This is a genomic window from Clostridium sp. SY8519 (assembly GCF_000270305.1).
Taxonomy (GTDB): Bacteria; Bacillota; Clostridia; order Lachnospirales; family Lachnospiraceae; genus SY8519.
Map to the genome: position 1 here is coordinate 1,314,408 of NC_015737.1, position 24,078 is coordinate 1,338,485.

Genomic DNA, 24,078 nt, shown 5'->3' on the forward strand with positions numbered 1-24,078 from the left:
ACCGTCGGACGGCAGACCGGGACCAAACTGCCGGACAGACAGAAAAGAATGGGAGAAACAGGCAAATGGCAAAAGTATACGCGGTCGGAATCGGCCCGGGCAGACAGGAATCAATGACGCAGGAAGCACTGGCAGCGATGGAACAGTCAGATGTGATCTGCGGGTATACCGTATATGTGGATCTGGTGAAAGAGATTTTTCCGGAAAAAGAAGTGTATACGACAGCAATGAAAAAAGAAATCGACCGCTGCGCGTGGGCGCTGGAAACTGCCAGTCAGGGCAGAACGGTGGCGATGGTCTGCAGCGGAGACGCCGGTGTGTACGGCATGGCAGGACTGCTGATTCAGCTGCAGAGCAGCTATCCGGATGTGGAGATCGAGGTAGTGCCTGGGGTCACGGCGGCACTGTCCGGCGCGGCGGTACTGGGAGCGCCGATCGGCCATGATTTCTGTGTCATTTCCCTTTCGGATCTCCTGACTCCCTGGGAAGTGATTGAAAACCGCCTGCGCTGTGCCGGTCAGGCGGACTTCAACCTGGCGATCTACAATCCCCGTTCGAAAAAACGGGCGGATAATCTGCGGGAAGCCTGTGATATCCTTCTGGAGCATAAGGCGCCGGACACCGTCTGCGGCTGGGTGCGCAACATCGGCCGTGAAGGTGAGGAGAGCCGCATCATGACTTTGGAGGAGCTGAAAGACGAGCCGGTGGATATGTTTACCACAGTGTTTGTGGGCAGCGCCTCCACCCGTGTATACGGAAGTTACATGGTCACGCCCCGGGGCTATGAAAAGCAGGCCGCCCGCAGCCGGAATCAGGAGCATCCGGCTTTATGAGGCTGCTGATTTTCAGCGGGACAACCGAGGGCCGGGAGCTGTCCCGCCGGCTGGCCGGGTCCGGAGCGGAGATCACTGTCAGTGTGGCGACAGAATACGGACGGGAAGAACAGGGGAACATTCCCGGCGTGCGGGTGCTCTGCGGGAGAAAAACCGAACCGGAAATCATCCGCCTGCTTCAGGAAACGGATGTGTGCATCGATGCCACACATCCTTACGCGGTGGAGATCAGCCGCAATATCCGGGAAGCCTGCCACAGCACAGGAACCGTCTGGCGCAGGCTGCTGCGGCCGCGCAGCGCGTATCCGGCGGACAGTGTTTTTCTGCAGTCGGCACAGGAAGCGGCCCGGTGGCTGGCGGACCGGGAGGGCAATGTGCTGCTGACCACAGGGGCCAAGGAGCTGGGCTGTTACCGGGATTTGAACCCGGAGCGGCTGTATCCGCGGGTGCTCCCGCTGGAACAGAGCCTGGTATCCTGCCGGGAAGCGGGAATCCCGGGCCGGAATATCATTGCGATGCAGGGACCGTTTTCAGAGGCGTTAAACGAAGCCCTGCTGGATCAGTTTCAGATCCGCTATCTGGTAACGAAAGACGGCGGCCGGGCCGGAGGCTTTCAGGAAAAGGCGGAGGCGGCGCGCAGCCGCGGCGTGACCCTTTTGCTGATTGCGCGGCCGGAGGAAGAAGGCTCATCCATGGAGGAGCTGCTGGATGAGGTGACGGCACTTCTGGCACAGGAGCAGAAAACTGCGGAGTAAAAGTCCCGCGGCCGGGAAGCGCAGGAAAGCACAGAGAAACGGTCCCGCGGCCGGGAAACACAGAGAAGCACAGAGGAGAAGTTCCACGGACAGGAGGAAGCAGATAACATGGAGGCAACATTAATCGGACTGGGATGCGGTACCTGGGATACCCTTACCTGCGGCGCGCTGGATGCGCTGAAACAGGCAGAACTGGTCATCGGAGCCAGACGTCTGCTGGAAAGTCTGCCGGAAGGAATTTCTGCGGAATGCTGTCCGGCCGTCCGCGGGACGGAAATCCTGGAGCTGCTCCGAAGATCGGGGGCAGAGCGGGCAGCTGTGGTATACAGCGGAGACACCGGCTTTTATTCCGGGACCCGGACATTGGTGCCCCTGCTGGAAGAAGCGGGCATTTCTTTCCGGATTCTGCCCGGAATCTCCAGTGTACAGTATTTTTCGGCCGTGCTGCACAGGCCCTGGCAAGACTGGAATCTGGTGTCTGCCCATGGCGTGGACTGCGATCCGGTGACAGCTGTCATGCAGGGAAAACCGGCCTTTTTCCTGACGGGCGGCGAGCTGACGCCGAAGGAGCTGTGTATCCGCCTGACCCGGGCGGGCCTTAAGGATCTTCCGGTTACCGTGGGCGAAAATCTCACCTATGACTCGGAACGGCTTGTGGCCGGCACAGCCGAAACTCTAGCGCAGCAGGAGTATGCGCCTCTTTCCGTGATGCTGGCGGAGGCGGCGCCGGAACCGGAAGCATGGACTTCCGGCATCGGAGATGAGGAATTTATCCGGGGCGATGTGCCGATGTCCAAAGAGGAAGTGCGGGCAGCGGCCGTCAGCAGACTCAGGATCCGTCCCGCAGATGTGGTCTGGGATGTGGGCGCCGGGACAGGAAGCGTATCGGTGGCCATGGCCCGGGCTGCCCGGCAGGGGCATGTATACGCAGTGGAGCGCCTGCCGGAGGCCTGTGATCTGATCCGGGCCAACCGGGACAGATTCGGCACCTGGAACCTGACGGTAGTGCAGGGAATGGCGGAAGAAGCCATCCATGAGCTGCCGGCGCCGGACGCAGTGTTTATCGGCGGCAGCCGGGGACAGATGGGCGCTGTGATCCGGAGGGCGCTGCAGGCCAATCCAAAGGCACGGATTCTCATATCCTCCATTCTGGTAGAGACCCTGGGAGAGGCTGTGGCGGAGCTGACCCGGGCGGGACTTTCTGTTTCGGTGGTGCAGATCGCCGCTTCCACCAGCAAAAATGTAGGAAAAAAACACATGATGCTTGCCGGCAATCCGATCTTCCTGATCGGCGGAGAAAAGAAATGACAGAGATGCTGCTGGCAGCGCCGGCGTCCGGAAGCGGGAAAACAGCTGTAACCTGCGGAATGCTGGCGCTGCTGAAACAAAAAGGAAAAGATCCCTGCGCGTTTAAGTGCGGCCCGGATTATATCGATCCCATGTTTCACCGCGCGGTACTGGGGGTGGAAAGCCACAACCTGGATCTGTATCTGGCGGAGGAGGCGCAGGTGCGCAGACTGTATCATGACTGCCGCGGCAGACACGGCTCGGCGGTCTGCGAAGGAGTCATGGGACTGTATGACGGTGTAGGCGGCACCACGGTGCAGGCCAGTGCCTGGCATGTGGCGGATACTCTGGACCTGCCGGTGATCTTGGTGCTGCGTCCCAAGGGGGCCAGCCTTACGCTGGCGGCGCAGATTCGGGGACTGGCGGAATTCCGGCAGCCTTCCCATGTGGCCGGAGTGATTCTGAATGACTGTTCCGACATGCTGTACCGCAGCCTGGCAGACGTGCTGGAGTGGGAAACCGGGGTTCCCCTGCTGGGGTACCTGCCCCATATGGAAGAGGCCCGGTTTGAAAGCCGGCATCTGGGATTGTATACCGCGCAGGAAATCGGGGATCTGGACACCAGAATCCGGGCCATTGCAGCCCGGATGGAACAGACCATTGACATGGAACGCCTGGAAAACTTATGCAGCCGGGAGGCAGGAGTAGTCCGGCAGCATTTTTCGCAAATACAGGAAACACCGTCCATTCCGGCACAAACACAAGAAACGGAGGGTGTTCCGGTACAAACGCAGAAAGTGCCGGATATTCCTGTACAAACGCAGAAAACGGCGCCCATTCCGGCACAAAAACCGGAACAGCCGGTGCGCATAGCAGTGGCCAGGGACGAAGCGTTCTGCTTTTTCTATGAAGAAAGCCTGGAAGCTTTCCGGCAGGAGGGCGCGGAACTGGTGGAATTCAGCCCGGTTCATGACAGCCGTCTGCCGGAGAATATCCACGGACTGTATCTGACCGGCGGATATCCGGAACTGTATCTCCGGGAGCTTTCGGCCAACCACTCCATGCGGGACAGCGTGGCAGCGGCAGTCCGCGGCGGAATGCCGACCGTGGCGGAATGCGGCGGTTTCCTGTACCTGGGGCAGCGTCTGTCCGGCGCGGAAAGAACCGGTACCGTGCATACCGGCATTCTGCAGGAGGAGGGAGGCGCTGGTGCGGAGGGAAGTCCCATGTGCGGCGTGCTGCCCGGCAGCGGCGTATGCCGGGAACGGCTGGTACGGTTTGGGTATTCCTCCCTTACAGCAAAAAAAGACAGCCTGCTGTTCCGGGCAGGGGAAGAAATTCCGGTACATGAGTTCCATTACTGGGATTCCACGGATAACGGGCAGGACCTGCATGCGGTCAAACCGGTATCCGGCAGAAGCTGGGACTGCGGGTTTGCCACGGATACGCTGTATGCCGGATTCCCCCATTTATATTTTGCGGGGCATCCGCAGCTGACCCGGCGGTTTCTGGCAGCCGCAGGGCGTTACCGGGATACCGCGGCTGCCGGTCGGCAGAAAGGACACCGGCAGAAGTCGGAAACACAGGAAGGGAAAGGAGAACAGACATGTGGATAGTGGCAGCCGCGGCCTGCGGCGTTCTTCTGGATCTTATCCTGGGGGATCCGGCATGGCTGGTGCACCCGGTGGTGGTGATCGGCAGATGTATTTCCGCCCTGGAGACCATCCTCAGGGATATGTTTCCCGACAATGAGAAGGGGGCCTTCCGGGCAGGCGTGCTCATGGCTGTCCTGATTCCGGCGGGAACCTTTCTTGTGACCGGTTTTTTCTGCTGGCTGCTGCGGTGGATGCATCCTCTGGCGGGGTTCGCGCTTCAGACTTTCTGGTGCTGGCAGGCGCTGGCCATGCGGGGACTGCGGGTGGAGAGCAGACATGTGTACGCCCATTTGAAATACGGGGACCTGAAAGGCGCCCGCAAGGCAGTGAGCCGGATTGTGGGAAGAGATACCGACCAGCTGACGGAACAGGGGGTAACCCGGGCCACGGTAGAGACCATCGCGGAAAATTCCTCCGACGGTGTGATCGCGCCGCTGTTTTATATGGCAATCGGCGGGGCGCCGCTGGCTCTGACATATAAAGCCATTAATACGATGGACAGTATGCTTGGATATAAAAATGAAAAATACCTGTATTTCGGACGGGCAGCGGCCCGGCTGGATGACGCGGCAAACTATATCCCGGCGCGGATTGCCGCCGTCTTCTGGATCCTTGCGGCGTTTTTTACGGGCAATCATGCGGGACAGGCGGCAAAGATCTGGGTACGGGACCGGAGAAAGCATGCCAGCCCGAATTCCGCCCAGACGGAGTCGGCATGCGCGGGAGCGCTGGGCGTTCGGCTGGCGGGACCGGCCTGGTATTTTGGCACTTATTATGACAAGCCGGCCATCGGGGATCCGGACCGGGAGATCCGGCCGGAAGACATCCTGAAAACCAACCGCATGATGTACTGCGCGGGTCTGCTGGCAGCCGCGGCTTTTCTGGCAGCCCGTTACGGCATTCTGGCGCTGGCGGCACAGGTGCTGCATTGATGCAGATACCCGGTAAAACAGAGAGGAAAGGAACCGATCATGGATACAAAACATGTACTGCCAAGTGATATCGAACGGACCAGCATGGCGATCATTGCGTCGGAGCTGGAAGAACGGGGAATACAGATTCCGCCGGAGCAGCAGGCAGTTGTCCGCAGAGTGATACATACTTCCGCGGATTTTGATTACGCGGAAAATCTGAAATTTACACCAGGAGCCGTAACGCAGGGCGTCGAGGCGCTGCGGAAGGGCGCGCCGATTATTACAGACACCAATATGGCGCTGGCGGGAATCAGCAAGCCTTCCCTGAAAAAAACCGGCGGAGCGGCTTACTGTTATATGGCGGATCCGGCCATGGCGGAGGCGGCAAAACAGCAGGGAACCACCCGGGCGGCAGCCTGCATGCGGTATGGGGCAGAACAGTATCCTGCGGGAATTTTTGCTGTTGGAAACGCGCCCACCGCGCTGATTACCCTGTCGGAACTGATCCGTCAGGGGCTGCGGCCGTCGCTGATCATCGCAGTTCCGGTGGGCTTTGTCAATGTGACGGAAAGCAAAGAAGAGATCTTTCAGATCTGTGAATCCTGCGGCGTGCCGGTGATTGCGGCTATGGGCCGGAAGGGCGGCAGCAACGTGGCGGCAGCCATCTGCAATGCCCTTCTGTATACAGCGGTAGACGCGCTGGATCCGTCCCGGAGAGGGTGGAATTAGGCATAGGGAGCAGAGGCAGATATTGCAGACAGGAACCGGAGACAGGGAGCAGAGGCAGATACTGGAGACAGGGACAGGAAAGAAATGAGAAAGATGGAACACGGCGGGGACTGGGCCGGATTTCAGCAGGAATTCGGCTGGGAGCCCCTTGACTTTTCGGCAAATATCAATCCGCTGGGTGTCCCGGAAGGCGTATGCCGCGCAATTGCCCGGGCGGCAGCGAAGGCGGACCGCTATCCGGATCCTGCCTGCCGGCGCCTTGTGCATGCGCTGGCAGAGACTGAGCAGGTTCAGGAAGACTGGATCCTGTGCGGAAACGGCGCGGCAGATCTGATCTTTCGGGCGGCAGCGGCACTGCGCCCGAAACGGGCGCTGCTGACGGCCCCGGGCTTTTCGGAATACCGCTGTGCTCTCCGAAGCGTGGACTGCCGGGTGGAGTACATCCGGCTGGAGGAAAAGAATGAATTCCGGCTGCAGCCGGATATTCTGGAACGGATCACACCGGAGATCGATGTGCTGTTTTTGTGCGAACCGAACAATCCCACAGGGGTTACCACCGATCCGGATCTTCTGGAGCAGATCCTGCGCAGATGCGGCAGGACCGGTACGCGAGTGATTCTGGATGAGTGCTTCGGCGATTTCCTGGATCAGGGGGAAAGACATTCCGCCAGACGGTATCTGGGGGAAATGGACCATCTGCTGATCCTGAAAGCCTTTACCAAGATCTACGGGATGGCCGGGGTGCGTCTGGGCTACTGCCTGTGCGCGGATTCCGGACTCCTTGCGCGGATGCGGGAAGCCGGCCAGCCCTGGGCGGTGTCGCTGCTGGCGGAAGAGGCCGGGCTGGCTGCGCTGAAGGAAAAAGAATACCGCAGAAAGACGGAGCTGTTGATCCGGGAAGAACGGCCCTGGCTCTACCGCAGACTGGAGCAGCTGGGCCTGCACCCGGTCAGGGGAGAAGCGAATTATCTGCTGTTCCGCGGCAGTGCCGCCCTGGGAGAAGCCATGCGCAGCCGGGGGATCCTGATCCGTGACTGCAGCAATTATCCCGGCCTGGAGGCGCCGGGAGGCGAGAAGTGGTACCGTACAGCTGTGCGCAGCCACGGAGAAAATGAACGACTGGCGGCAGGTCTTGCGGCCTGCCTGGAGACAGAGAACAAAGCGGCGCAGATGCTTTGTTCCGGGGGACAAACCACATGAAAAAAAGAACTGCCTGCATTATGGTGCAGGGAACAATGTCCGGCGCTGGAAAAAGTCTTCTGGCTGCCGCTTTGTGCAGAATTTTCCGGCAGGACGGCTACCGGACGGCACCGTTTAAAAGCCAGAATATGGCGCTGAACAGCTATGTGACCCGGGATGGCCTGGAAATGGGGCGGGCCCAGGTGATGCAGGCGGAAGCAGCCGGCCTGGAGCCGGACGTGCGCATGAATCCCATCCTGCTGAAGCCGTCCAGCGATACCGGGAGCCAGGTGATCGTCAACGGGGAGATCCGCGGCCAGATGTCCGCGGTGGAATATTTCCGTTACAAAAAGCAGCTGATCCCGGAGATTATGAAAGCATACCGGGAACTGGAGCAGCAGTATGACGTCATTGTGCTGGAAGGCGCCGGCAGCCCGGCGGAGATCAATCTCAGGGAGGATGATATCGTCAATATGGGCATGGCGGAACTGGCAGATGCGCCGGTGCTCCTTGCGGGGGATATCGACCGGGGCGGTGTCTTCGCGCAGCTGTACGGCACCTGTGAGCTGCTGCGGCCGGAGGAAAAGGCGCGGATCAAAGGGCTGATTGTCAACAAATTCCGAGGCGACCGGGAGATTCTGGAGCCGGGGCTTCAGATGCTGGAGGAGCGGGTGCATATTCCGGTGGTCGGTGTGGTGCCCTATGTCTATGTGGATGTGGATGATGAAGACTCGCTGGCGCCGCGGCTGAACCGGAAAAAGGCGGAAAAAGTCATCGATATCGCTGTGATCCGTCTGCCCCGTCTGTCGAATTTTACGGATTTTTCCCCGCTGGAATCCCATCCTGCCCTGGGGGTGCGGTATGTGAAAACGCCGGAAGAACTGGGACAGCCGGATCTGATCATCCTGCCGGGCACCAAAAACACCATGGACGACCTGGTCTGGCTCCGGGAGTCCGGGCTGGAAGCGCTGGTGCGGAAGGCAAACGCGGCAGGGACACCGGTGCTGGGCGTCTGCGGGGGCTACCAGATGCTGGGGGAAGAACTGAAGAATCCGAATCATACGGAGGGAGACCTGGATCAGCTCAAGGGAATGGGGCTGCTGCCGATCCGCACCGTATTTTCGGAACAGAAGACAAGAACCCGCTGTCAGGCGGAGGTGCAGGCAGCGCCCTTTGCCGGCGCGCGGCTGGACGGCTATGAGATTCACATGGGAGAGACGGAGGTAAACGGCAGCCCGTTCTGCCGGCTGTCCAGCGGTCAGCCGGACGGCTGCATCCGCGGAAACGTGTGCGGCACCTATCTGCACGGGCTTTTTGACACCGGCGAGCTTACCGAGCGTCTGGCCCAGTATCTGGCAGAGCGGAAGGGGATTTCCATAGCGGATCTGACCCCTCTGTCCCACAGCGCCTATGTGCAGAAGCAGTATGATATCCTGGCAGACACGGTGCGCGATTCCCTGGATATGGATGCGGTGTACCGGATGATGGGAATCAGGGGATAGCTGGAACCGCCCAGTCAGCGGTACTGCTTCGGTGTCAGCCCGGTGTGCTTCTTGAACACTTTTGTAAAGTAGCTCTGATCGCTGAATCCGCAGGCGATGGCGATTTCCATAATGGGATAATCCGTATTGGCCAGCAGGCGCTGCGCTTCTTCGATGCGGATATTGTTCAGATATTCCTTGAAGGAAAAGCCCGTGACCTGTTTAAACAGGGTGGACAGGTAGGAGGCGTTTAAGTGGATGTTTTCCGCCACATCCGTCAGGGTAACCGGCTCGGAAAAATGGTTGGTGATATACTCCGCGGCCCGTTTGATGACCTTGTTGTTTTTGTCGGAAGAATAAAACAGGCTTTCGGTGAAAATCTCCATATTATCCTGGAAGGTATAGCAGATATCGTAGATATCGTCCGAATTGATGATGGAGGCAATCAGCCGGTCGGTCATGTGCAGGACCATATTAGTCTCGCTGCCCCGGTCAATGGCAGCCCGGGAAAGCAGGGTGCACAGTTCGATAATGCGGATTTTCAGCCGTTCCAGGTCGTGGTTTTCATAGAGGATCAAGGCGCCCAGCAGCTCATTGAGAATCTTGCGCGCTTCCTCCAGGTCGCCGGTCTTGATCTTTGAGATCAGCAGGTTCTCCTGATCCAGCGGGTAGAGGTTTTCGTTGCGGAAGCCGCTGTTTTTGTACATCTGGATGGATTCGCTGATTCTGGACTGCTGGAGCAGTTTGCCCTGTTTGGACAGCAGGACTTCCCGGCTGCCCTGGTTTAAGTTGTTCATCAGATAGTAGAGCAGTTTGCTGTACTGGTTCGCCAGGTCCGGGCTGATGACTTTCAGCTGGTAGGAATCTTCGGAAAGGTTCAGGAGGGTCTCGGTGCTGAGATGATATCTGCGCTCCACATCGATGATGAGGGAGGCGTCCGGTTCCTCCATCAGAAAAGGGCCGGTGACGACCGAGCCGAACATGGTATCTTTGCTGATGATGGGAAAGACGATGTGATACAGTCCCGCATGGCAGCAGAACAGATAGCTTTCTCCCAGGTCCATGGCCTGGCGGCTGGCGTTGGCGTGTTCGGTTTCGCAGTTTTCCTGGGCGGGCAGATGGCGGATAAATTCCTTGCAGAAGGCGGCATTTTCACCTACGGATACGATAATTTTGCCCCGGTCATCGATCAGCTGGGTATGCAGTCCCGTGCATGCGTTGAATGCAGTGAGCATGGCAGTAATGTCTTTTTTTGACAGATATTTGAAGATAAAAGATTCCATGGAACAAATTCCTTCAAAATAGCAGTTTTCCTGTAAAAAAATACGGAAAACACTGAAAAAAACAGCGGGTAACAAATTTGTAATTAGTATATCATTCTTAAAAATCTAATACAATTACTAAATGGAATGGCAAAATAACAAATCGGAATACAGAAACCAGAGAAATTCCAGAAGAATTGTACAGGGGTACAAAATGGAAGGACTGAAAAAAATCCAAATACTGCAAAAAAAATACAAAGGAAAGAACTGGGTATTTGCTATACTTGCAGGCATAAGCAGGGCGTGTCCGGACAGCACGCTTCTGTGTCACGAAAGGCAGGGTGCGGCCTGATACAGCACCGGAAACCGGTCAGACTGAGGACACAGTCTGAGGAACAAACGCATGAGGATAAGATCAGGAGGAAAGTATCATGGCAGTTTTAGACGAAATTTCTGAAATGCTTCAGAAGGGAAAAAGAAAAGACGTAGTTAAATTATGTCAGCAGGCACTGGATGAAGGCATTCCCGCAAGCGAAATCTTAAGCGGCGGACTGCTGGCCGGCATGGACATCATCGGCCGTAAATTCAAGGCAAACGAAATCTTCGTACCCCAGGTACTGGTAGCTGCCCGCGCGATGAACGCAGGCGCTGAGACCTTAAAGCCCTATCTGGCAGACGGAGACAGCACATCCAGAGGCAAGATCGTTCTGGGAACGGTAAAAGGCGATCTTCATGACATCGGAAAGAATCTGGTAAAGATGATGTTTGAGGGTAAAGGCTTCGAAGTTATTGATCTGGGCGTAGATGTGCCGGCAGAGAAATTTATCCAGACAGCCATTGACAATGACAGCCACATCGTGGCATGTTCCGCCCTTCTGACCACCACCATGCCGATGCTGGGCGAAGTGGTGAAGACAGCAGAAGAGATGGGTGTGCGCGACAAGTTAAAGATCATGGTAGGCGGAGCTCCTGTGACCCAGGAATTTGCTGACAGTGTCGGCGCGGACGCATATACAGAAGATGCTACAAGCGCGGCAGACAAGGCACTGGAATACGTATAAGAATCAGATTTTTGCAGAGTCCTCGCATTGTTTTGTGAGGACTCTTTTTTCAACGGAAAGAGAAGACAACGAAATGAGAAGACTGAGATCCCGATCGGAAGGCATGGAAAAATCCATACTGGAGCAGCTGCAGCAGCAGGAAATCTTTCTTCCGGCGGACTGCGGCGGGCGGGGAGCCTGCGGCAAATGCCGGATCCGTTTCCTGTCAGAACCGCCGGCTGTTACAGAACAGGAAGAAAAGGCGCTGACACCGGAGCAGCTGGCAGAAGGCTGGCGCCTGGCCTGTGAAAGCTATGTGACGGGAACGTATGAAATTCTTCTGGATCAGTCCGAAGATGAGATCATTGCTGCCGCTGACTTCCATGGGACCGAACAGAAACCGGCGGATCCGCAGGCGGGACAGACGGCAGGGACCAGTGCCGGAGCAGGGCAGAACTGCGCGGAAATTGCGAAAAAAGGAGCGGTGGATATCGGTACCACCACCATCGCCATGTCGCTGGTGGACTGCACCAATGGAAGGGTCCTGGATACCCGGACATCCGTCAATCACCAGCGCAGCTACGGCGCGGACGTGATCTCACGGATCAAGGCGTCTACAGACGGGAAAAGCGAAGAACTGCAGAAAACTATCCGGACGGACCTTCAGCAGCTGGTCCGGCAGCTGGGCGAAGACCCGGACACCCTGGAACTGGTGGTGGCAGGCAACACGACCATGGAGCACCTGCTTCTGGGGCTGCCCTGTGACACGCTGGGGGTGGCGCCCTATACGCCGGTGGATATTTCCCTGCATCAGGAGGGAAACCTTCTGATTATGCCGGGCATCAGTACCTATGTGGGCGCGGATATTGTCAGCGGAATTGTGGCCTGCGGCATGGATCAGAGCGAGGAAATCTGTATACTGGTAGATCTGGGCACCAACGGGGAAATGGCCATCGGCAACCGGGATCAGATCCTGGTGGCTTCCACGGCCGCCGGCCCGGCTTTTGAGGGCGGAAACATCCAGTGCGGCGTAGCCGGGATCCCGGGAGCTGTCAGCGCAGTGGAGATCCGGGATGGAAAAACTTCCATCCGGACCATTGGAGACCGGCCGCCGGTGGGACTGTGCGGAACCGGAGTCCTGGAGACGGTATACGAGCTTCTGAAAGAGGAAATCGTGGACGAAACGGGACTCCTGGATGACGCGTATGAAGAACAGGGATTTCCCCTGGCGGAAGGAATTGTGCTGACGGCGAAGGATATCCGGGAAGTGCAGCTGGCCAAATCCGCCATCCGCGCGGGCATTGAGACGCTGGTCAGAACCTGGGATATCAGCTATGACCGGATCGGCAGACTGTATCTGGCCGGGGGATTCGGCCAGAAGATCAATCTGCGGAAAGCGGCCGGCATCGGCATGCTGCCGAAGGAGCTGCTGGATCGGACCACGGCGGTGGGCAACAGTTCCCTGGCCGGCGCCGTCATGCTGGCAGAGGATGACAGTCTGCGGGAGCGCTTTGCCCGGACCGCTTCCGGAGCGAAGGAAGTGGCGCTGAGCGAAAGCCCGTATTTCGGCGATCTGTATATGGAATATATGTTTTTTGACCCGGAATGCCGGGAGGAGGAGTAAGGATGACGAAAGAACAGGCAGCGGAACTCGCGGAAAAATGCGGATTTTCCCACTGGGGATTTTTTCAGGCATCGGATCTGAGATTTTTACAGGAAGTCAGAGACATGTGTGCCGCGGACAAATGTCACAAATATGATAACTGCTGGAGCTGCCCGCCGGCCTGCGGCACCCTGGAGGAGAGCCGGGCAAAGGCATCGGGATACGACTGGGGCATTCTGCTGCAGTCCACCGGCGCCATGGAAGATGACTTTGACGTGGAGACCATGATGGGCACCGAGGAAGAGCAGAAATCCCGGCTGGCGGCCTTCGTGGAGGCACTGGATGCGGAGGAGCGATATCTGCCGATGTCTTCCGGCGCCTGCTGCATCTGCAAGACCTGTACCTATCCGGATGCGCCCTGCCGTTTTCCGGACCGGATGATCACTTCCATGGAAGCCTATGGGCTGGTGGTGTCAGAAGTCTGTGAATCGGCGGATACGCCCTATTATTACGGGCCGGGGACGATCACCTATACCAGCTGTGTGCTTTTTTAAGCTGCGGCAGGCATACAAAAAATAAGTGTCGGATACTTTTCGGATACATCCGAATACCCTCCTTCGAAAAGTTCGGGAATCCCTGGACTTTTCGGGGGAATTCAGCTATACTGGAAAAGAAGTGAATATCACTCAGGTGCCGGGATATGCAGCGCATAGACCGGTGAAAAGGGAAACAGGTGCGAATCCTGTACGAACTCGTCACTGTAAGCAGGGAGCGAAGCCGGAGCCACTGGGAGACCGGGAAGGAGGCGGAGCGCAGATCTGCGAGTCAGGAGACCTGCCTGAGGCAGACACGACGGATCACAGAGGGTTTATCCCGTGATTCGAAGCCACGAGTAATTGGCTGTGTATGACAGATGCGGAAGCACGTACGCCTTTACTCGTAGTATTATGCGGTAAGGGCTTTTTTCTTGCCCGCGGCAGCTGATGGGAACCGGAGCAGACTCCGGAGCACAGGGCTGCGGCAGACAGAACGTCCGGCGGGGCTGTCCACCCCGGCGGAAGGATCAGCCGTTACAGCCGCTGCATTTACTTATGTTGCGCGAAATCGCTGTTACTTTGTCCATAACATACAGATGCGGTTTCACCTGACAACCCTCATGCTGACCGGTGTGCGTCCACACACCGGTCTGTTTTTTTAAGGAGAAGATCGTATGGGACAGCTGGAAGAAACCATCCGGGCGATCCGGCCCGCGGACCGGGCGGCAGCCCGGGAATGCCAGAGCCGCTGGGACGGCATAGCCAAGCCGCTGCACAGCCTGGGGAAAATGGAGGATCTGCTGGTGCAGATCGCGGGGATTCAGAGGGATCCGCGGATAAGCATCCGGAAAAAGGGGCTGGTGATCATGTGTGCCGATAACGGCGTCGTGGAGGAAGGCGTCACCCAGACCGGACAGGAAGTAACCGCCATCGTGGCGGAAAATTTTCTGGACGCGAACTCCTGCGCGGCAATTATGTGCCGGGAGAGCGGAACGGATATTTTCCCCATTGATATCGGCATGGCCGTGGATACGCCCCGTGTGGAAAAACATAAGATTGCCTATGGAACAGCCAATTTCACCAAAGGACCGGCCATGAGCCGGGAAGAGGCCGTGGCTGCCATCGAAGTGGGCATTGCCAAAGTAAGGGAACTGAAGGAACAGGGCTATGAGATTCTGGCCACCGGCGAGATGGGCATCGGCAACACCACCACCAGCAGCGCGGTGACCAGCGTGCTTCTGGATGTGGACCCGGAGCAGGTGACCGGCAGAGGCGCCGGCCTGACCACAGAAGGACTGCGCCGCAAAGTGGCCGCCATCCGCCAGGGGATTCGGAAAAACAGTCCCGATCCCCGGGATCCGGTGGATGTGCTGGCGAAGGTGGGCGGTTTTGATATCGCCGGACTTACCGGCGTCTGTCTGGGAGGCGCGGCCTGGGGAATCCCGGTGGTGGCAGACGGGTTCATTTCTGCCGTGGCGGCACTCTGTGCCATCCGCCTGGCGCCGGCCTGCGCGGATGCCATACTGGTCTCCCATCTGTCGGAAGAGCCGGCGACCCGGATGGTAATGGAGGCTCTGGGCCGGGATCCCATGATCCACGGCCGGATGCATCTGGGAGAGGGAACCGGCGCGGTGGCCCTGTTCCCGCTGCTGGATCTGTCGGCGGCAGTGTATCATACAATGAGCACCTTTGAGCAGATTCGTGTGGAAGCGTATGAAGAACTGGAATAACCCTATGCATATCTGGTATGACCTGAAAATTTCTCCAATGGTACAATATTTGTAATGAGTGAACACAGGTAAAGGAGGAACCCTCGGGCAGACAGGGACAGCAGACATGACGATTGCACAGATCAAATATTTTATCGCTGTGGCGAAGTGCCTCAGTTTTACAAAAGCGGCGGAACAGCTGTTTATTACCCAGCCGGCGCTGAGCCGCCATATCCGTAATATGGAGGAAGAGCTGAATATCCAGCTTTTTGTCCGCACCGGAAGCGGAATTCATCTGACTCCGGCGGGAATATCACTGTTTGAGGGATTTTCGTCAATCTATGAGTCCTATACCGGTCAGGTGGCCCGGGCGGAAAAGATTCAGGCCGGACTCAGCGGCCGGCTGAAAATCGGTGTGCTTTCACAGACGAATATCGCGGATTTTATGCCCCTGATCTATCATGATTTTCAGAAAAATCATCCGAATGTGGATCTTTGGTTTACCCAGGGGTCATTTTCTTCGCTTCTGGACGGGCTGTATGCCGGGGACCTGGACCTGGTATTTACGCTGCAGTTTGAAATCGAACGGAAAAAAAGCATCGTCTATCAGTATGTGGATCATTCCAGAGACCATATTGTGCTCAGCCGCTATCATCCGCTGGCAGCCCGGGAAGATCTGGTTCTGGAGGATCTGAAAGATGAGAAATTCGTCATGATTTCCCCGGAGGACAATCCGGAGTCTTCCGGACTGATTTTTGATCTGTGCAAGAGGCATGGGTTTGTGCCCCAGGCCGTTTATGCCACTTCCCTGGAGGAGCAGATCCTCTGGATCGAGGCAGGAATCGGCGTAACGATTCTGGATTCCCGCTGCGAACTGAAAAACAACCGGGAAGTGAAATTTTATGAAATGGACAGCAACTGGGATCCGTCCCTGGTTCTGTGCTGGAACCAGCACAATTACAATCCCTTAATCGCGGTCTTTCTTCAGAAGATGAACGAAGTTCTGGGACTGGAGGATGAGGAGATCCACGGAATTGAGGAATAAAAACATTCAGTTTGGGATACAGACAGGGAAGCCCCCGGCGTTTGGCAGTTTTTGCTGACGCCGGGGGCTTTGTAAGCTGCAATGCAGTACTGTTATTTCCGACATGGTTTCAGCCGGAGACGGTCAGGTTCCGGAAGGGTTCTGTGTATCGTTTCCGGAGCCTTCTGCTGTTTCTTTTTCCGCGGCCTTTTGGCCGGCTTTATGGAAGGAAAAGGTAAGAATCATAAAGAATACCATGGCAAGAATAATGCACAGCATCCAGATCTGTGTGGTAGACATATCAGCGCTCCTCCTCTCTGATAATGGCATCGGAGTCTCCGAATTTGTTTAATTTGCCGATAGCAAATCCCACGGCGGTAATGGCAAATACCAGAACGACCACTTCTATAATTGCTGTAATACACATATGCATAAGACATACCTCCTTTAATCGGCTGCAGGGCCGGCGTTTTTTGCTTTGACAAACAGTCCGGGTCTGCCTTCACAGGCTGCCGTGGAGATAATCCCGACAATCACTGAGAAAATCAGGGACATGTAGGATACGTGGAAGTTCGCCCATCCCAGATGATCCTGCAGGCCGAAGGTAGACCAGATGCACACTACAATCCAGGTGATGATGAAGGTAATGATGGAGGCTTTCTGCGAGCGTTTCCACCACAGACCGATGATGGTCATGACGAATACCGGAATACCAAAAGCGAAACTCCAGTTTACCATATTGACCACTGCAGGCTGGAAGTTGCAGATCAGCACCGATACCACACCGATGATCACAATAATGATGCGGGTCAGACGGGTTTTCTGCGCTTCGGTAGCCTTTGGATTTTTCAGGGTATAGATGTCATGGGAAATAATGGTGGCAGGCGCCAGGGACATTACTGCAAAGGAAGACAGGTCCACGCCCAGGAAGCCAGCCAGCAGAAGCGCCAGTACCGGTTTCGGCAGCAGTGCGGCCAGCATGGCCGGTGTCATCATCATATCGCCTGCGGAACGGAAGGCTGCGATGGAGAAGGCAGCGACACCGATCAGCGCGGGCAGCACACAGAAGCATCCGTTGATAGGACCCGCAAACCAGAGGGATTTTTTGACTTCTTTATTGTTTCGGGCGGTAGCTACCGGCTGGTATCCGGTCTGTGCCACACCGTGGAACAGAGAGGCGCCCAGAGCGGTAGGAATCGCGAAACCGACGATCAGGGCCGGATTGCCAAAGAGGCTGGTCATCCAGGAGGTGTCCGGGGAAGCCTTCATGGTGGACTCCACGGCATCCCACCCGCCGGGCAGACGGAAGCACAGGGCGATAAACACGACGATTAAGGCTACATACATTAAAATGGCGTTGATTAAGTTCAGCCAGGCGATCTCTTTCATACCGGCCAGGAGTACGTAAAGTACGGCGATAATGCCTCCAATAATGGCACAGACGGTGAAGGACCAGCCGGTCATCAGCTGAAAAGTGACAGCGATGGTTTCAAGCTCCAGGCAGCACATGCCGATAATGATGGCTGCGTTCATGCAGGAAATTAAGTGGCCGGAAGTAAAACCGAAGATCTTGCCGAGAAATTCACCTGCTGTTTTTGCTCCGGTTCTGCGCATCCAGGGTCCGGTGATCTGCGTAATGACTACCATCATCACTGCGCAGGCGATGCCGAACCAGGCAGCGATTACACCCATGCCCGCAGCGTTCTGACAGGTGCCCCAGTTGTGGGCGGATCCCAGGAGAGTCAGCGCCAGGGTGATACCCACCAGAGAGGCGGGCAGTCCGCCGCCGGCAAAGGCAAAACCACCTTCTCCGGCTCCGTGCTTTTTGTTGTGACGTGCTACGGCGGCGCCGATCCCTACGATGGAGATCACTTCATAGAGAAGCACCGCAACAAGAATACCAGCTTTCATAAAAACAGCTCCCTTCTGTTTTGCCCGCTGAACCAGAAGATTCAGCTTCCGTTGGACAAGTGTCTGAAAACATGATTTTTTTCTGTGGTTCGAACAACTTTATAAAATCTTTAGAATTATTGTATGACAGAAAAAAGGCATATGCCAAATAACAAATCTGCATACGGGTATCGCAAGTCTTTATTCACAGACAGGAAAAAAGCCGATATAATCAGCTTAGAGAGATTTAAAACCGCATATCCCGCGAAAAATAAGTGAACAAGAAACGGAGTGAGTCACATGAAAGAAATGACACCAAAAGAACGGGCACTGGCCTTTTTCAGAAATGAACCGGTGGATGAACTGCCTACCGATGAAGGACTCTTCGTATTATTCAATCCGGAAGCGTACAAAGAGCGTCCGGACCATACGAAAGGGGGAACCGACTGGTTTGGCGTAAAATGGAAATATGAACCCGGCGTGGATGCCATTGCGCCGGATCATACGGAGGATCCTGTGCTGGAAGACATCTGTGACTGGCGGGAAGTGGTGCAGTTCCCGGACCTGGATGCCTGGGACTGGAGCAAAGTAGAGGAAATCGACCATATCAGCGAGATTGACCGGGAAAACAAAGCCTTTGAAATCATGTTTGTCAACGGCCCCTTTGAACGGCTGCATATGCTGATGGGATTTGAAAATGCCCTCTGCGCGCTGATTACCGACGAAGAGGAAGTGGCGGCCTTCTTTGACGCGTTTATGGACTGGAAGATCCGCCTGATGGAGAAAGTCATCGAGTACTACAAGCCGGACATCCTGATGTTCCACGATGACTGGGGCACCCAGAAAGATATGTTCTTTGATCCGGATCTCTGGCGGCGTCTGATCAAACCGCAGATCAAACGGGCAGTGGACCGCTGCCATGAGCTGGGTGTGCTGTTTGACATGCATTCCTGCGGAAAAATCGAGCGCGTGGTTCCGGAATTCCCGGAAATCGGCATTGACGCATGGCAGGGCATGGAGATTAATGACATTCCGAAGCTGAAGGAAGCCACCGGCTATCGGCTCGGCATGCATGTAACGCCGGATTATCAGAAATATGTGGCAGAGAATCTGAGCGGCCACGGACTGACGGAAGACGATGTCCGCAGCCAGGTCCGGGAAGAATTCTACAAAAACGCGAAAGGCTACTGTTATTTCCCCATGTTCCTTCCCTTTGGCGGATGGACGACGGAAGTGATGATTGACGAAATCTTAAAATGCGGAAAAACCGTATACAAAGATCCGGAAAACTGCCGGCAGTAAGAGACTGCAGCAGATTACCCGCGGTACCGGGGAGCGAATGGAAGGCTCCCCGGTGCCGCGGGTTTTATTTTTCTTGAAGTTTTACATTTTCCGGGGAACATAGTAAAATACTGGGTAATTCCAAGTGTATCGGCAAAAGGGAGGAAACAGAAGCAATGATATTTGTCATGAAAAAAGATGCGTCCCGGCAGGCAGTGGAAGCCTTTGCGCGGGAGTTTAAAGAAAAAGGGTTTGAGCCTTTTATCCGTCCGGGAACCGAACGGACCAGCGTATGCCTGATCGGCAATACGGCCTCCGTAGACCTGGACGCGGTGGTGGAAACCAGCGAATGTGTGGAATATGGCCGGCGGGTGACCGAACCTTACAAACGGGCCAGCCGGGCCACCCATCCGGAGGACAGCCTGATTCCGGTGGGGAATCAGGTAGTGGGCGAGGGGCACTTTGCCGTGATCGCGGGCCCCTGTTCCATCGAGAGCGAGGAACAGATGCAGACGATTGCGGCCCGGGTCAAAGCGGCCGGCGCCACCATGCTGCGGGGCGGCGCCTTTAAGCCCCGTTCTTCACCGTATTCCTTCCAGGGAATGGGCGTAGATGGGCTGAAACTGCTGAAAAAGGCCGGATCCGGCTGCCAGCTGCCGATTGTGACGGAGCTGATGGAGATCTCGGATCTGCAGGATTTCGACCAGGTGGATGTGGTGCAGATCGGCGCCCGCAATATGCAGAATTTCAAGCTTCTGATGGAGCTGGGCCATACGGATCATACCATTTTGCTGAAACGGGGGCTGTCCAGCACCATTGAGGAGCTGCTTCTGGCAGCAGAATATATCCTTGCCGGCGGCAACGAGCGGGTGATTCTCTGCGAACGGGGAATCCGCACCTTTGAGACAGAGACCCGCAACACCCTGGATCTGTCGGCTATCCCCGTATTAAAGAAAAAGACCCATCTGCCGGTAATCGTAGATCCCAGTCACGGCACAGGCCGGCGGGATCTGGTGCCGGTGATGGCCCGGGCGGCCATCGCGGCAGGGGCAGACGGGCTGCTGATTGAAGTGCACAACGATCCGGCCCACGCGCTGTGCGACGGGGCCCAGTCCCTGGACTGTGATCAGTTTGATGTGCTGATGCAGGATCTGAAGCGCAGAATTGCCTTTGAAGGAAAGGTGCTGGGATAGGCCGCAGGCTGCGGCCGCTCCCGGCACCGGAAGAATCTCCTTCGGAAGTATCTCGTCCGGAAACATTTCATCCGGAAGTATTTCTTTTGGAAGTATCTCATCCGGAAGTGTCTCCCGGAGAGAAAAATTGAAGAAACACCGGGCGCCGATCAGCCGCCCAGCTCGATCATCCGGTCGATGCAGCGGCGGGATTCCCGGATGGTATCCGCATCCAGAAGGATCTCCTCGCCGGCGGCGCCGGCCACTGCCTGATAGACATCCATCAGGGTGGTCATCTTCATATTGTGGCAGACACATTCCCGGGACAGCAGATAGAACTGCTTGTCCGGGCAGTCAAACTGCAGATGCTGGACGATGCTGCTTTCGGTGCCGATGATAAATTCCCGGGCGCCGCTGTTTTTGGCATAGTTCATGATGCCTGTCGTGCTGCCGATATAGTCCGCCTGTTCCAGCACTTCTTTTAAGCATTCCGGATGGGCCAGCACAAGGGCTTCCGGATGGGCCGCCTTGGCGGCCTTTACATCTGCGGCGCGCATCCGCATATGGGTGGGGCAGCCGCCTTTGACCAGTTTGATATTTTTCTCCGGCAGCTGTTCCGCAACCCAGCCGCCCAGATTGCAGTCCGGAAGGAAGAGGATATCTTTTTCCGGCATATTTTTCAGGATTTTCACCGCGGATGAGGACGTAACGATGACGTCAGTTACGGTTTTTAAAGAAGCGGTGGTATTGATATAGGCCACCAGGGTATAACCCGGATTTTCTTCTTTCAGACGAAGGGCCGCCTCACGGTCATACTGCTGCGCCATAGGACATCCGGCCATGGGATTGGCCAGCAGCACTTTTTTCTGCGGAGACAGAATCTTTACGGTTTCCGCCATAAAACGGACCCCGCACATAAGCACCGTCTGCTGATCCGCCTTGCCGGCCTGCAGGCTGAGGCCGTAGGAATCGCCTACGTAGTCCGCCACTTCCCAGATATCGTGGCTCTGATAGGCGTGAGCCAGGATACATACATCATTTTTTTCTTCAGTTCCAGGATCTGATCCTGTAATTCTCTTGTTGTCATTGTCATATCCTCTTGCTTGTTTTGTAAAGTTTTCCCCATTATAAAAAACAGCCCGTCATGTGTCAAGACATATGCAAACAATAAGTATTAACAGGTGTCTTGTCATATGTGAAACATAATGGTATAATAACCGTCAATATCAAGGAAAAAGGCGGTCCGCCGGTACGGACCAGCCCCGCAGAGATGCCCGCACCGCCGTCTGACGGCCGGGTACGGAGAGAAGATCATGACACAGACAGAACAATATTTTCAGAACAACAGGACAACAGCAGATATTCTGATTGCCGGCAGCGGCTGTTCGGCGCTCTATTTCGCCCTTCAGGCGCCACGGGACCGAAAGATTATCCTGATTACCAAGTCCGATTTTGAGAGCAGCGACTCCTTCCTGGCCCAGGGAGGCATCTGCATGCTGCGGGACGACGCGGACTACGACAGCTATTTTGAGGACACCCTGAAGGCCGGACATTATGAAAACGACCGGAAGTCCGTGGACATTATGCTTCGTTCTTCTCAGAAGGTGATCCGGGATCTCATCGGCTATGGCGCGGAATTTGCCAGAGACGCGGAGGGAAATCTGGACTTTACCCGGGAGGGATGCCACTCCGCGAAGCGGATCCTGTATCACAAGGATATTACCGGCAAGGAGATCACCAGCCATTTGCTGGAGCAGGTAAAAAAGCTGCCGAATGTGGAGATGTATGAATACACGACCCTTGTGGACATTGTGGAAAAGGACAACACCTGCTATGGCGCGGTGGTCCGTATGGCAGACGGGTCCCTTAAGCTGATCGCCAGCAGCTATACAGTGCTGGCCACAGGAGGAATCGGCGGCCTGTACCGGTATTCCACCAATTTCCGCCATCTGACCGGAGACGCCCTGGCCATTGCCCTGCGCCATCATATTGCGCTGAAAAATATCAATTATGTACAGATCCATCCCACGACGTTTTACACCGAAAAAGAAGAAGACCGCAGTTTTCTGATCTCGGAATCCGCCAGGGGGGAAGGCGCGAAGCTGTATGACAAGCAGATGCACCGATTTGCCAATGAGCTTCTGCCCCGGGATATCCTGACGGAAGCAATCCGCAGACAGATGAAAAAAGACGGCACCAGCCATGTCTGGGAAGATCTGGGACAGATCGATGCCGGTGAACTGAAGGAACATTTCCCGAATATCGTGGAACACTGCAGAGAACAGGGATACGACGCGGCCAGAGAATGCATTCCGGTTGTGCCGGCCCAGCATTATTTCATGGGCGGGATCCGCGTGGATCACGAAAGCAGAACCACCATGGACCGTCTCTATGCGGTGGGAGAGACTGCCTGCAACGGCGTGCACGGGAAAAACCGCCTGGCCAGCAATTCGCTGCTGGAGTCCCTGGTCTTTGCCGGCCGGGCAGCGGCGGATGTCGCAGAAAAGCCCCGGCACCGGAATACGAATCAGAAGCTTTTTGCCCGGGTAAATCTGGCAGAGTATGCCGATGAGAAAAAACTTGCCGCAGACTATGCCCGTATGGTACAGGAAGAAATCGACCGCGTCAGCGGCGGCAGCAACCGTTCCGGCGTGCCGTACCGCCATCTGGAGGAGGAAGACCCAGAGGATTCTTCCGTTTCGGAGACCCGCACGCTGTGTGTGACCCGCTAGAGAACGAACGGCTGAATGGCAGAGCCGGCATGCGCGTAAGCGTTTTTCTTCCGCCGCAGAGAGACTGTCCGCGGAAAAGCCGGCAGAAAACAACAGGAAAGGATAACCAGAGACCATGTTTGATCCCATTACAATGAAACTGAATGTTGAGCCGCTGATCAAAAGCGCGCTGAAAGAAGATATTACCAGCGAAGATGTTTCCACCAATGCGGTGATGCCCCGCGCCCGGAAAGGGACGGCAGATCTGATCTGCAAGGAGGACGGCGTCATCTGCGGCCTGCAGGTATTTGCCCGGGTGTTTACCCTGCTGGATCCTGCTGCGGAAATCCGGCTGTCTGTGCAGGACGGAGACCAGGTGCAGAAAGGACAGAAAATCGGGGTGCTGACCGGCGATATTCGCGCAATTCTGAGCGGAGAGCGGACGGCGCTGAATTTCCTCCAGCGGATGAGCGGAATCGCCACTTATACCCATCAGGCGGCGGAACTGCTTCAGGGAACCGGAACAAAGCTGCTGGACACCAGAAAAACCACACCAAACAACCGGATTTTTGAAAAATATGCCGTAAAGGTGGGCGGCGGAAACAATCACCGCTACAATCTGACGGACGGCGTAATGCTGAAAGACAATCATATCGGCGCCGCCGGCGGCGTGGCACAGGCGGTTCGCATGGCCCGGGAATACGCGCCCTTTGTCCGCCGGATTGAGGTGGAAGTGGAGACCCTTGCCATGGTGCGGGAAGCAGTGGAGGCCGGCGCGGATATTATCATGCTGGACAATATGGATCACGGCACCATGGAACAGGCGATGGCAGTCATCGGGGACAAAGCGGAAGTGGAAGTTTCCGGCAATGTGACAAAAGAAAATATTGCCCGCCTGGCCGATCTTGGTGTAAATTATATTTCAAGCGGAGCATTGACACATTCCGCTCCGATTCTGGATCTGTCGTTAAAGAATCTCCATCCGGTGGAAGCATGACAGACAGGAGCAGAAGAGCG

The 24,078-nt window shown here is 56.1% G+C and carries 22 protein-coding genes and 1 riboswitch; of the genes, 17 read left to right on the forward strand and 5 right to left on the reverse strand.

What is annotated here, in order from left to right; all coding sequences use genetic code 11:
• Window positions 1-65 precede the first annotated feature (65 nt).
• The 8 genes from cobJ (at window position 66) to CXIVA_RS06270 (ending at window position 8,854) form a co-directional block, all read left to right on the forward strand.
• The gene (cobJ, locus tag CXIVA_RS06235; RefSeq protein ID WP_013977151.1) at window positions 66-833 is read left to right on the forward strand and encodes a precorrin-3B C(17)-methyltransferase; all 768 of its coding nucleotides are present in this window, start codon (window positions 66-68) and stop codon (window positions 831-833) included.
• Window positions 830-1,588: a precorrin-6A reductase gene (gene cobK / locus CXIVA_RS06240; RefSeq protein WP_013977152.1), complete on the forward strand. Its 759-nt coding sequence runs from the start codon at window positions 830-832 to the stop codon at window positions 1,586-1,588. The genes cobJ and cobK overlap by 4 nt, the downstream gene beginning before the upstream one ends.
• Window positions 1,589-1,696: 108 nt before the next feature.
• Window positions 1,697-2,896 carry a precorrin-6y C5,15-methyltransferase (decarboxylating) subunit CbiE gene (gene cbiE / locus CXIVA_RS06245; RefSeq protein WP_013977153.1) on the forward strand — a complete coding sequence of 400 codons (1,200 nt, stop codon included), beginning with the start codon at window positions 1,697-1,699 and terminating at the stop codon, window positions 2,894-2,896.
• Window positions 2,893-4,491: a cobyrinate a,c-diamide synthase gene (locus CXIVA_RS13385; protein WP_013977154.1), complete on the forward strand. Its 1,599-nt coding sequence runs from the start codon at window positions 2,893-2,895 to the stop codon at window positions 4,489-4,491. Before cbiE ends, CXIVA_RS13385 begins: the two co-directional genes overlap by 4 nt.
• A complete protein-coding gene (gene cbiB, locus CXIVA_RS06255; protein ID WP_013977155.1) occupies window positions 4,482-5,462 on the forward strand; it encodes an adenosylcobinamide-phosphate synthase CbiB in 981 nt (326 codons plus the stop codon). Before CXIVA_RS13385 ends, cbiB begins: the two co-directional genes overlap by 10 nt.
• Window positions 5,463-5,501: 39 nt before the next feature.
• Window positions 5,502-6,173: a precorrin-8X methylmutase gene (locus CXIVA_RS06260; protein WP_013977156.1), complete on the forward strand. Its 672-nt coding sequence runs from the start codon at window positions 5,502-5,504 to the stop codon at window positions 6,171-6,173.
• Between the two features lie 84 nt (window positions 6,174-6,257).
• Window positions 6,258-7,373 (forward strand): threonine-phosphate decarboxylase, encoded by a 1,116-nt coding sequence (locus CXIVA_RS06265; RefSeq protein ID WP_013977157.1) that lies wholly within the window; start codon window positions 6,258-6,260, stop codon window positions 7,371-7,373.
• A complete protein-coding gene (locus CXIVA_RS06270; RefSeq protein WP_013977158.1) occupies window positions 7,370-8,854 on the forward strand; it encodes a cobyric acid synthase in 1,485 nt (494 codons plus the stop codon). Before CXIVA_RS06265 ends, CXIVA_RS06270 begins: the two co-directional genes overlap by 4 nt.
• Before the next feature lie 14 nt (window positions 8,855-8,868).
• Here CXIVA_RS06270 and CXIVA_RS06275 read toward each other — a convergent pair whose 3' ends face one another.
• The gene (locus CXIVA_RS06275) at window positions 8,869-10,116 is read right to left on the reverse strand and encodes a PocR ligand-binding domain-containing protein (RefSeq protein ID WP_013977159.1); all 1,248 of its coding nucleotides are present in this window, start codon (window positions 10,114-10,116) and stop codon (window positions 8,869-8,871) included.
• Between the two features lie 410 nt (window positions 10,117-10,526).
• Here CXIVA_RS06275 and CXIVA_RS06280 point away from each other — a divergent pair, with 410 nt between their 5' ends.
• The 5 genes from CXIVA_RS06280 (at window position 10,527) to CXIVA_RS06300 (ending at window position 16,028) form a co-directional block, all read left to right on the forward strand.
• Complete coding sequence (locus tag CXIVA_RS06280; protein WP_013977160.1) at window positions 10,527-11,156, forward strand: corrinoid protein; 630 nt, start codon at window positions 10,527-10,529, stop codon at window positions 11,154-11,156.
• A gap of 73 nt (window positions 11,157-11,229) precedes the next feature.
• Complete coding sequence (locus CXIVA_RS06285; protein WP_013977161.1) at window positions 11,230-12,759, forward strand: ASKHA domain-containing protein; 1,530 nt, start codon at window positions 11,230-11,232, stop codon at window positions 12,757-12,759.
• 2 nt (window positions 12,760-12,761) lie between these two features.
• On the forward strand, window positions 12,762-13,292 hold the full coding sequence (locus CXIVA_RS06290) for a DUF2284 domain-containing protein (protein ID WP_013977162.1): 531 nt from the start codon (window positions 12,762-12,764) through the stop codon (window positions 13,290-13,292).
• Window positions 13,293-13,409: 117 nt separating this feature from the next.
• Window positions 13,410-13,595, forward strand: a riboswitch (cobalamin riboswitch).
• Window positions 13,596-13,948: 353 nt separating this feature from the next.
• Entirely contained in the window at window positions 13,949-15,004 is a 1,056-nt protein-coding gene (cobT, locus tag CXIVA_RS06295; protein WP_013977164.1) for a nicotinate-nucleotide--dimethylbenzimidazole phosphoribosyltransferase, read from the forward strand.
• A 106-nt stretch (window positions 15,005-15,110) separates the two neighbouring features.
• Window positions 15,111-16,028 carry a LysR family transcriptional regulator gene (locus CXIVA_RS06300; RefSeq protein WP_013977165.1) on the forward strand — a complete coding sequence of 306 codons (918 nt, stop codon included), beginning with the start codon at window positions 15,111-15,113 and terminating at the stop codon, window positions 16,026-16,028.
• Window positions 16,029-16,151: 123 nt separating this feature from the next.
• On the opposite strand, the gene CXIVA_RS14105 is transcribed toward CXIVA_RS06300, so the two are convergent.
• Genes CXIVA_RS14105 through CXIVA_RS06305 form a run of 3 tightly spaced genes read right to left on the reverse strand, consistent with a single transcriptional unit; the run spans window position 16,152 to window position 17,918 of the window.
• The gene (locus tag CXIVA_RS14105; RefSeq protein ID WP_013977166.1) at window positions 16,152-16,307 is read right to left on the reverse strand and encodes a hypothetical protein; all 156 of its coding nucleotides are present in this window, start codon (window positions 16,305-16,307) and stop codon (window positions 16,152-16,154) included.
• Window position 16,308: 1 nt separating this feature from the next.
• Entirely contained in the window at window positions 16,309-16,440 is a 132-nt protein-coding gene (locus tag CXIVA_RS14485; RefSeq protein WP_013977167.1) for a hypothetical protein, read from the reverse strand.
• Between the two features lie 14 nt (window positions 16,441-16,454).
• Entirely contained in the window at window positions 16,455-17,918 is a 1,464-nt protein-coding gene (locus tag CXIVA_RS06305) for a sodium:solute symporter family protein (RefSeq protein WP_013977168.1), read from the reverse strand.
• Window positions 17,919-18,197: 279 nt separating this feature from the next.
• On the opposite strand from CXIVA_RS06305, the gene CXIVA_RS13390 reads away from it, so the two are divergent.
• Both CXIVA_RS13390 and aroF read left to right on the forward strand, forming a co-directional pair.
• Window positions 18,198-19,199, forward strand: coding sequence for a uroporphyrinogen decarboxylase family protein (locus tag CXIVA_RS13390; protein WP_013977169.1), 1,002 nt, complete (start codon window positions 18,198-18,200; stop codon window positions 19,197-19,199).
• Window positions 19,200-19,354: 155 nt separating this feature from the next.
• The gene (gene aroF / locus CXIVA_RS06315) at window positions 19,355-20,371 is read left to right on the forward strand and encodes a 3-deoxy-7-phosphoheptulonate synthase (RefSeq protein ID WP_013977170.1); all 1,017 of its coding nucleotides are present in this window, start codon (window positions 19,355-19,357) and stop codon (window positions 20,369-20,371) included.
• Between the two features lie 149 nt (window positions 20,372-20,520).
• On the opposite strand, the gene nadA is transcribed toward aroF, so the two are convergent.
• Window positions 20,521-21,339 (reverse strand): quinolinate synthase NadA, encoded by an 819-nt coding sequence (gene nadA, locus CXIVA_RS06320; RefSeq protein WP_013977171.1) that lies wholly within the window; start codon window positions 21,337-21,339, stop codon window positions 20,521-20,523.
• A gap of 324 nt (window positions 21,340-21,663) precedes the next feature.
• Between nadA and CXIVA_RS06325 the strand changes: the two genes are divergently transcribed.
• Entirely contained in the window at window positions 21,664-23,082 is a 1,419-nt protein-coding gene (locus CXIVA_RS06325; protein WP_013977172.1) for an L-aspartate oxidase, read from the forward strand.
• A gap of 115 nt (window positions 23,083-23,197) precedes the next feature.
• Window positions 23,198-24,058, forward strand: a complete 861-nt coding sequence (gene nadC / locus CXIVA_RS06330; RefSeq protein ID WP_013977173.1) for a carboxylating nicotinate-nucleotide diphosphorylase — start codon at window positions 23,198-23,200, stop codon at window positions 24,056-24,058.
• Window positions 24,059-24,078: the final 20 nt, after the last annotated feature.

What these genes read in the sequence shown, in the direction of transcription:
- CXIVA_RS14485 (WP_013977167.1), bottom strand. Translation starts at nt 16,440, where the DNA reads ATGCATATGTGTATTACAGCAATTATAGAAGTGGTCGTTCTGGTATTT.
- cbiB (WP_013977155.1), top strand. Translation starts at nt 4,482, where the DNA reads ATGTGGATAGTGGCAGCCGCGGCCTGCGGCGTTCTTCTGGATCTTATC.
- CXIVA_RS13385 (WP_013977154.1), top strand. Translation starts at nt 2,893, where the DNA reads ATGACAGAGATGCTGCTGGCAGCGCCGGCGTCCGGAAGCGGGAAAACA.
- CXIVA_RS06280 (WP_013977160.1), top strand. Translation starts at nt 10,527, where the DNA reads ATGGCAGTTTTAGACGAAATTTCTGAAATGCTTCAGAAGGGAAAAAGA.
- CXIVA_RS06285 (WP_013977161.1), top strand. Translation starts at nt 11,230, where the DNA reads ATGAGAAGACTGAGATCCCGATCGGAAGGCATGGAAAAATCCATACTG.
- cobT (WP_013977164.1), top strand. Translation starts at nt 13,949, where the DNA reads ATGGGACAGCTGGAAGAAACCATCCGGGCGATCCGGCCCGCGGACCGG.
- CXIVA_RS14105 (WP_013977166.1), bottom strand. Translation starts at nt 16,307, where the DNA reads ATGTCTACCACACAGATCTGGATGCTGTGCATTATTCTTGCCATGGTA.
- CXIVA_RS06275 (WP_013977159.1), bottom strand. Translation starts at nt 10,116, where the DNA reads ATGGAATCTTTTATCTTCAAATATCTGTCAAAAAAAGACATTACTGCC.
- CXIVA_RS06290 (WP_013977162.1), top strand. Translation starts at nt 12,762, where the DNA reads ATGACGAAAGAACAGGCAGCGGAACTCGCGGAAAAATGCGGATTTTCC.
- CXIVA_RS06325 (WP_013977172.1), top strand. Translation starts at nt 21,664, where the DNA reads ATGACACAGACAGAACAATATTTTCAGAACAACAGGACAACAGCAGAT.
- nadC (WP_013977173.1), top strand. Translation starts at nt 23,198, where the DNA reads ATGTTTGATCCCATTACAATGAAACTGAATGTTGAGCCGCTGATCAAA.
- CXIVA_RS06270 (WP_013977158.1), top strand. Translation starts at nt 7,370, where the DNA reads ATGAAAAAAAGAACTGCCTGCATTATGGTGCAGGGAACAATGTCCGGC.
- CXIVA_RS06305 (WP_013977168.1), bottom strand. Translation starts at nt 17,918, where the DNA reads ATGAAAGCTGGTATTCTTGTTGCGGTGCTTCTCTATGAAGTGATCTCC.
- cobJ (WP_013977151.1), top strand. Translation starts at nt 66, where the DNA reads ATGGCAAAAGTATACGCGGTCGGAATCGGCCCGGGCAGACAGGAATCA.
- CXIVA_RS06260 (WP_013977156.1), top strand. Translation starts at nt 5,502, where the DNA reads ATGGATACAAAACATGTACTGCCAAGTGATATCGAACGGACCAGCATG.
- CXIVA_RS06265 (WP_013977157.1), top strand. Translation starts at nt 6,258, where the DNA reads ATGAGAAAGATGGAACACGGCGGGGACTGGGCCGGATTTCAGCAGGAA.
- cbiE (WP_013977153.1), top strand. Translation starts at nt 1,697, where the DNA reads ATGGAGGCAACATTAATCGGACTGGGATGCGGTACCTGGGATACCCTT.
- CXIVA_RS13390 (WP_013977169.1), top strand. Translation starts at nt 18,198, where the DNA reads ATGAAAGAAATGACACCAAAAGAACGGGCACTGGCCTTTTTCAGAAAT.
- CXIVA_RS06300 (WP_013977165.1), top strand. Translation starts at nt 15,111, where the DNA reads ATGACGATTGCACAGATCAAATATTTTATCGCTGTGGCGAAGTGCCTC.
- aroF (WP_013977170.1), top strand. Translation starts at nt 19,355, where the DNA reads ATGATATTTGTCATGAAAAAAGATGCGTCCCGGCAGGCAGTGGAAGCC.
- cobK (WP_013977152.1), top strand. Translation starts at nt 830, where the DNA reads ATGAGGCTGCTGATTTTCAGCGGGACAACCGAGGGCCGGGAGCTGTCC.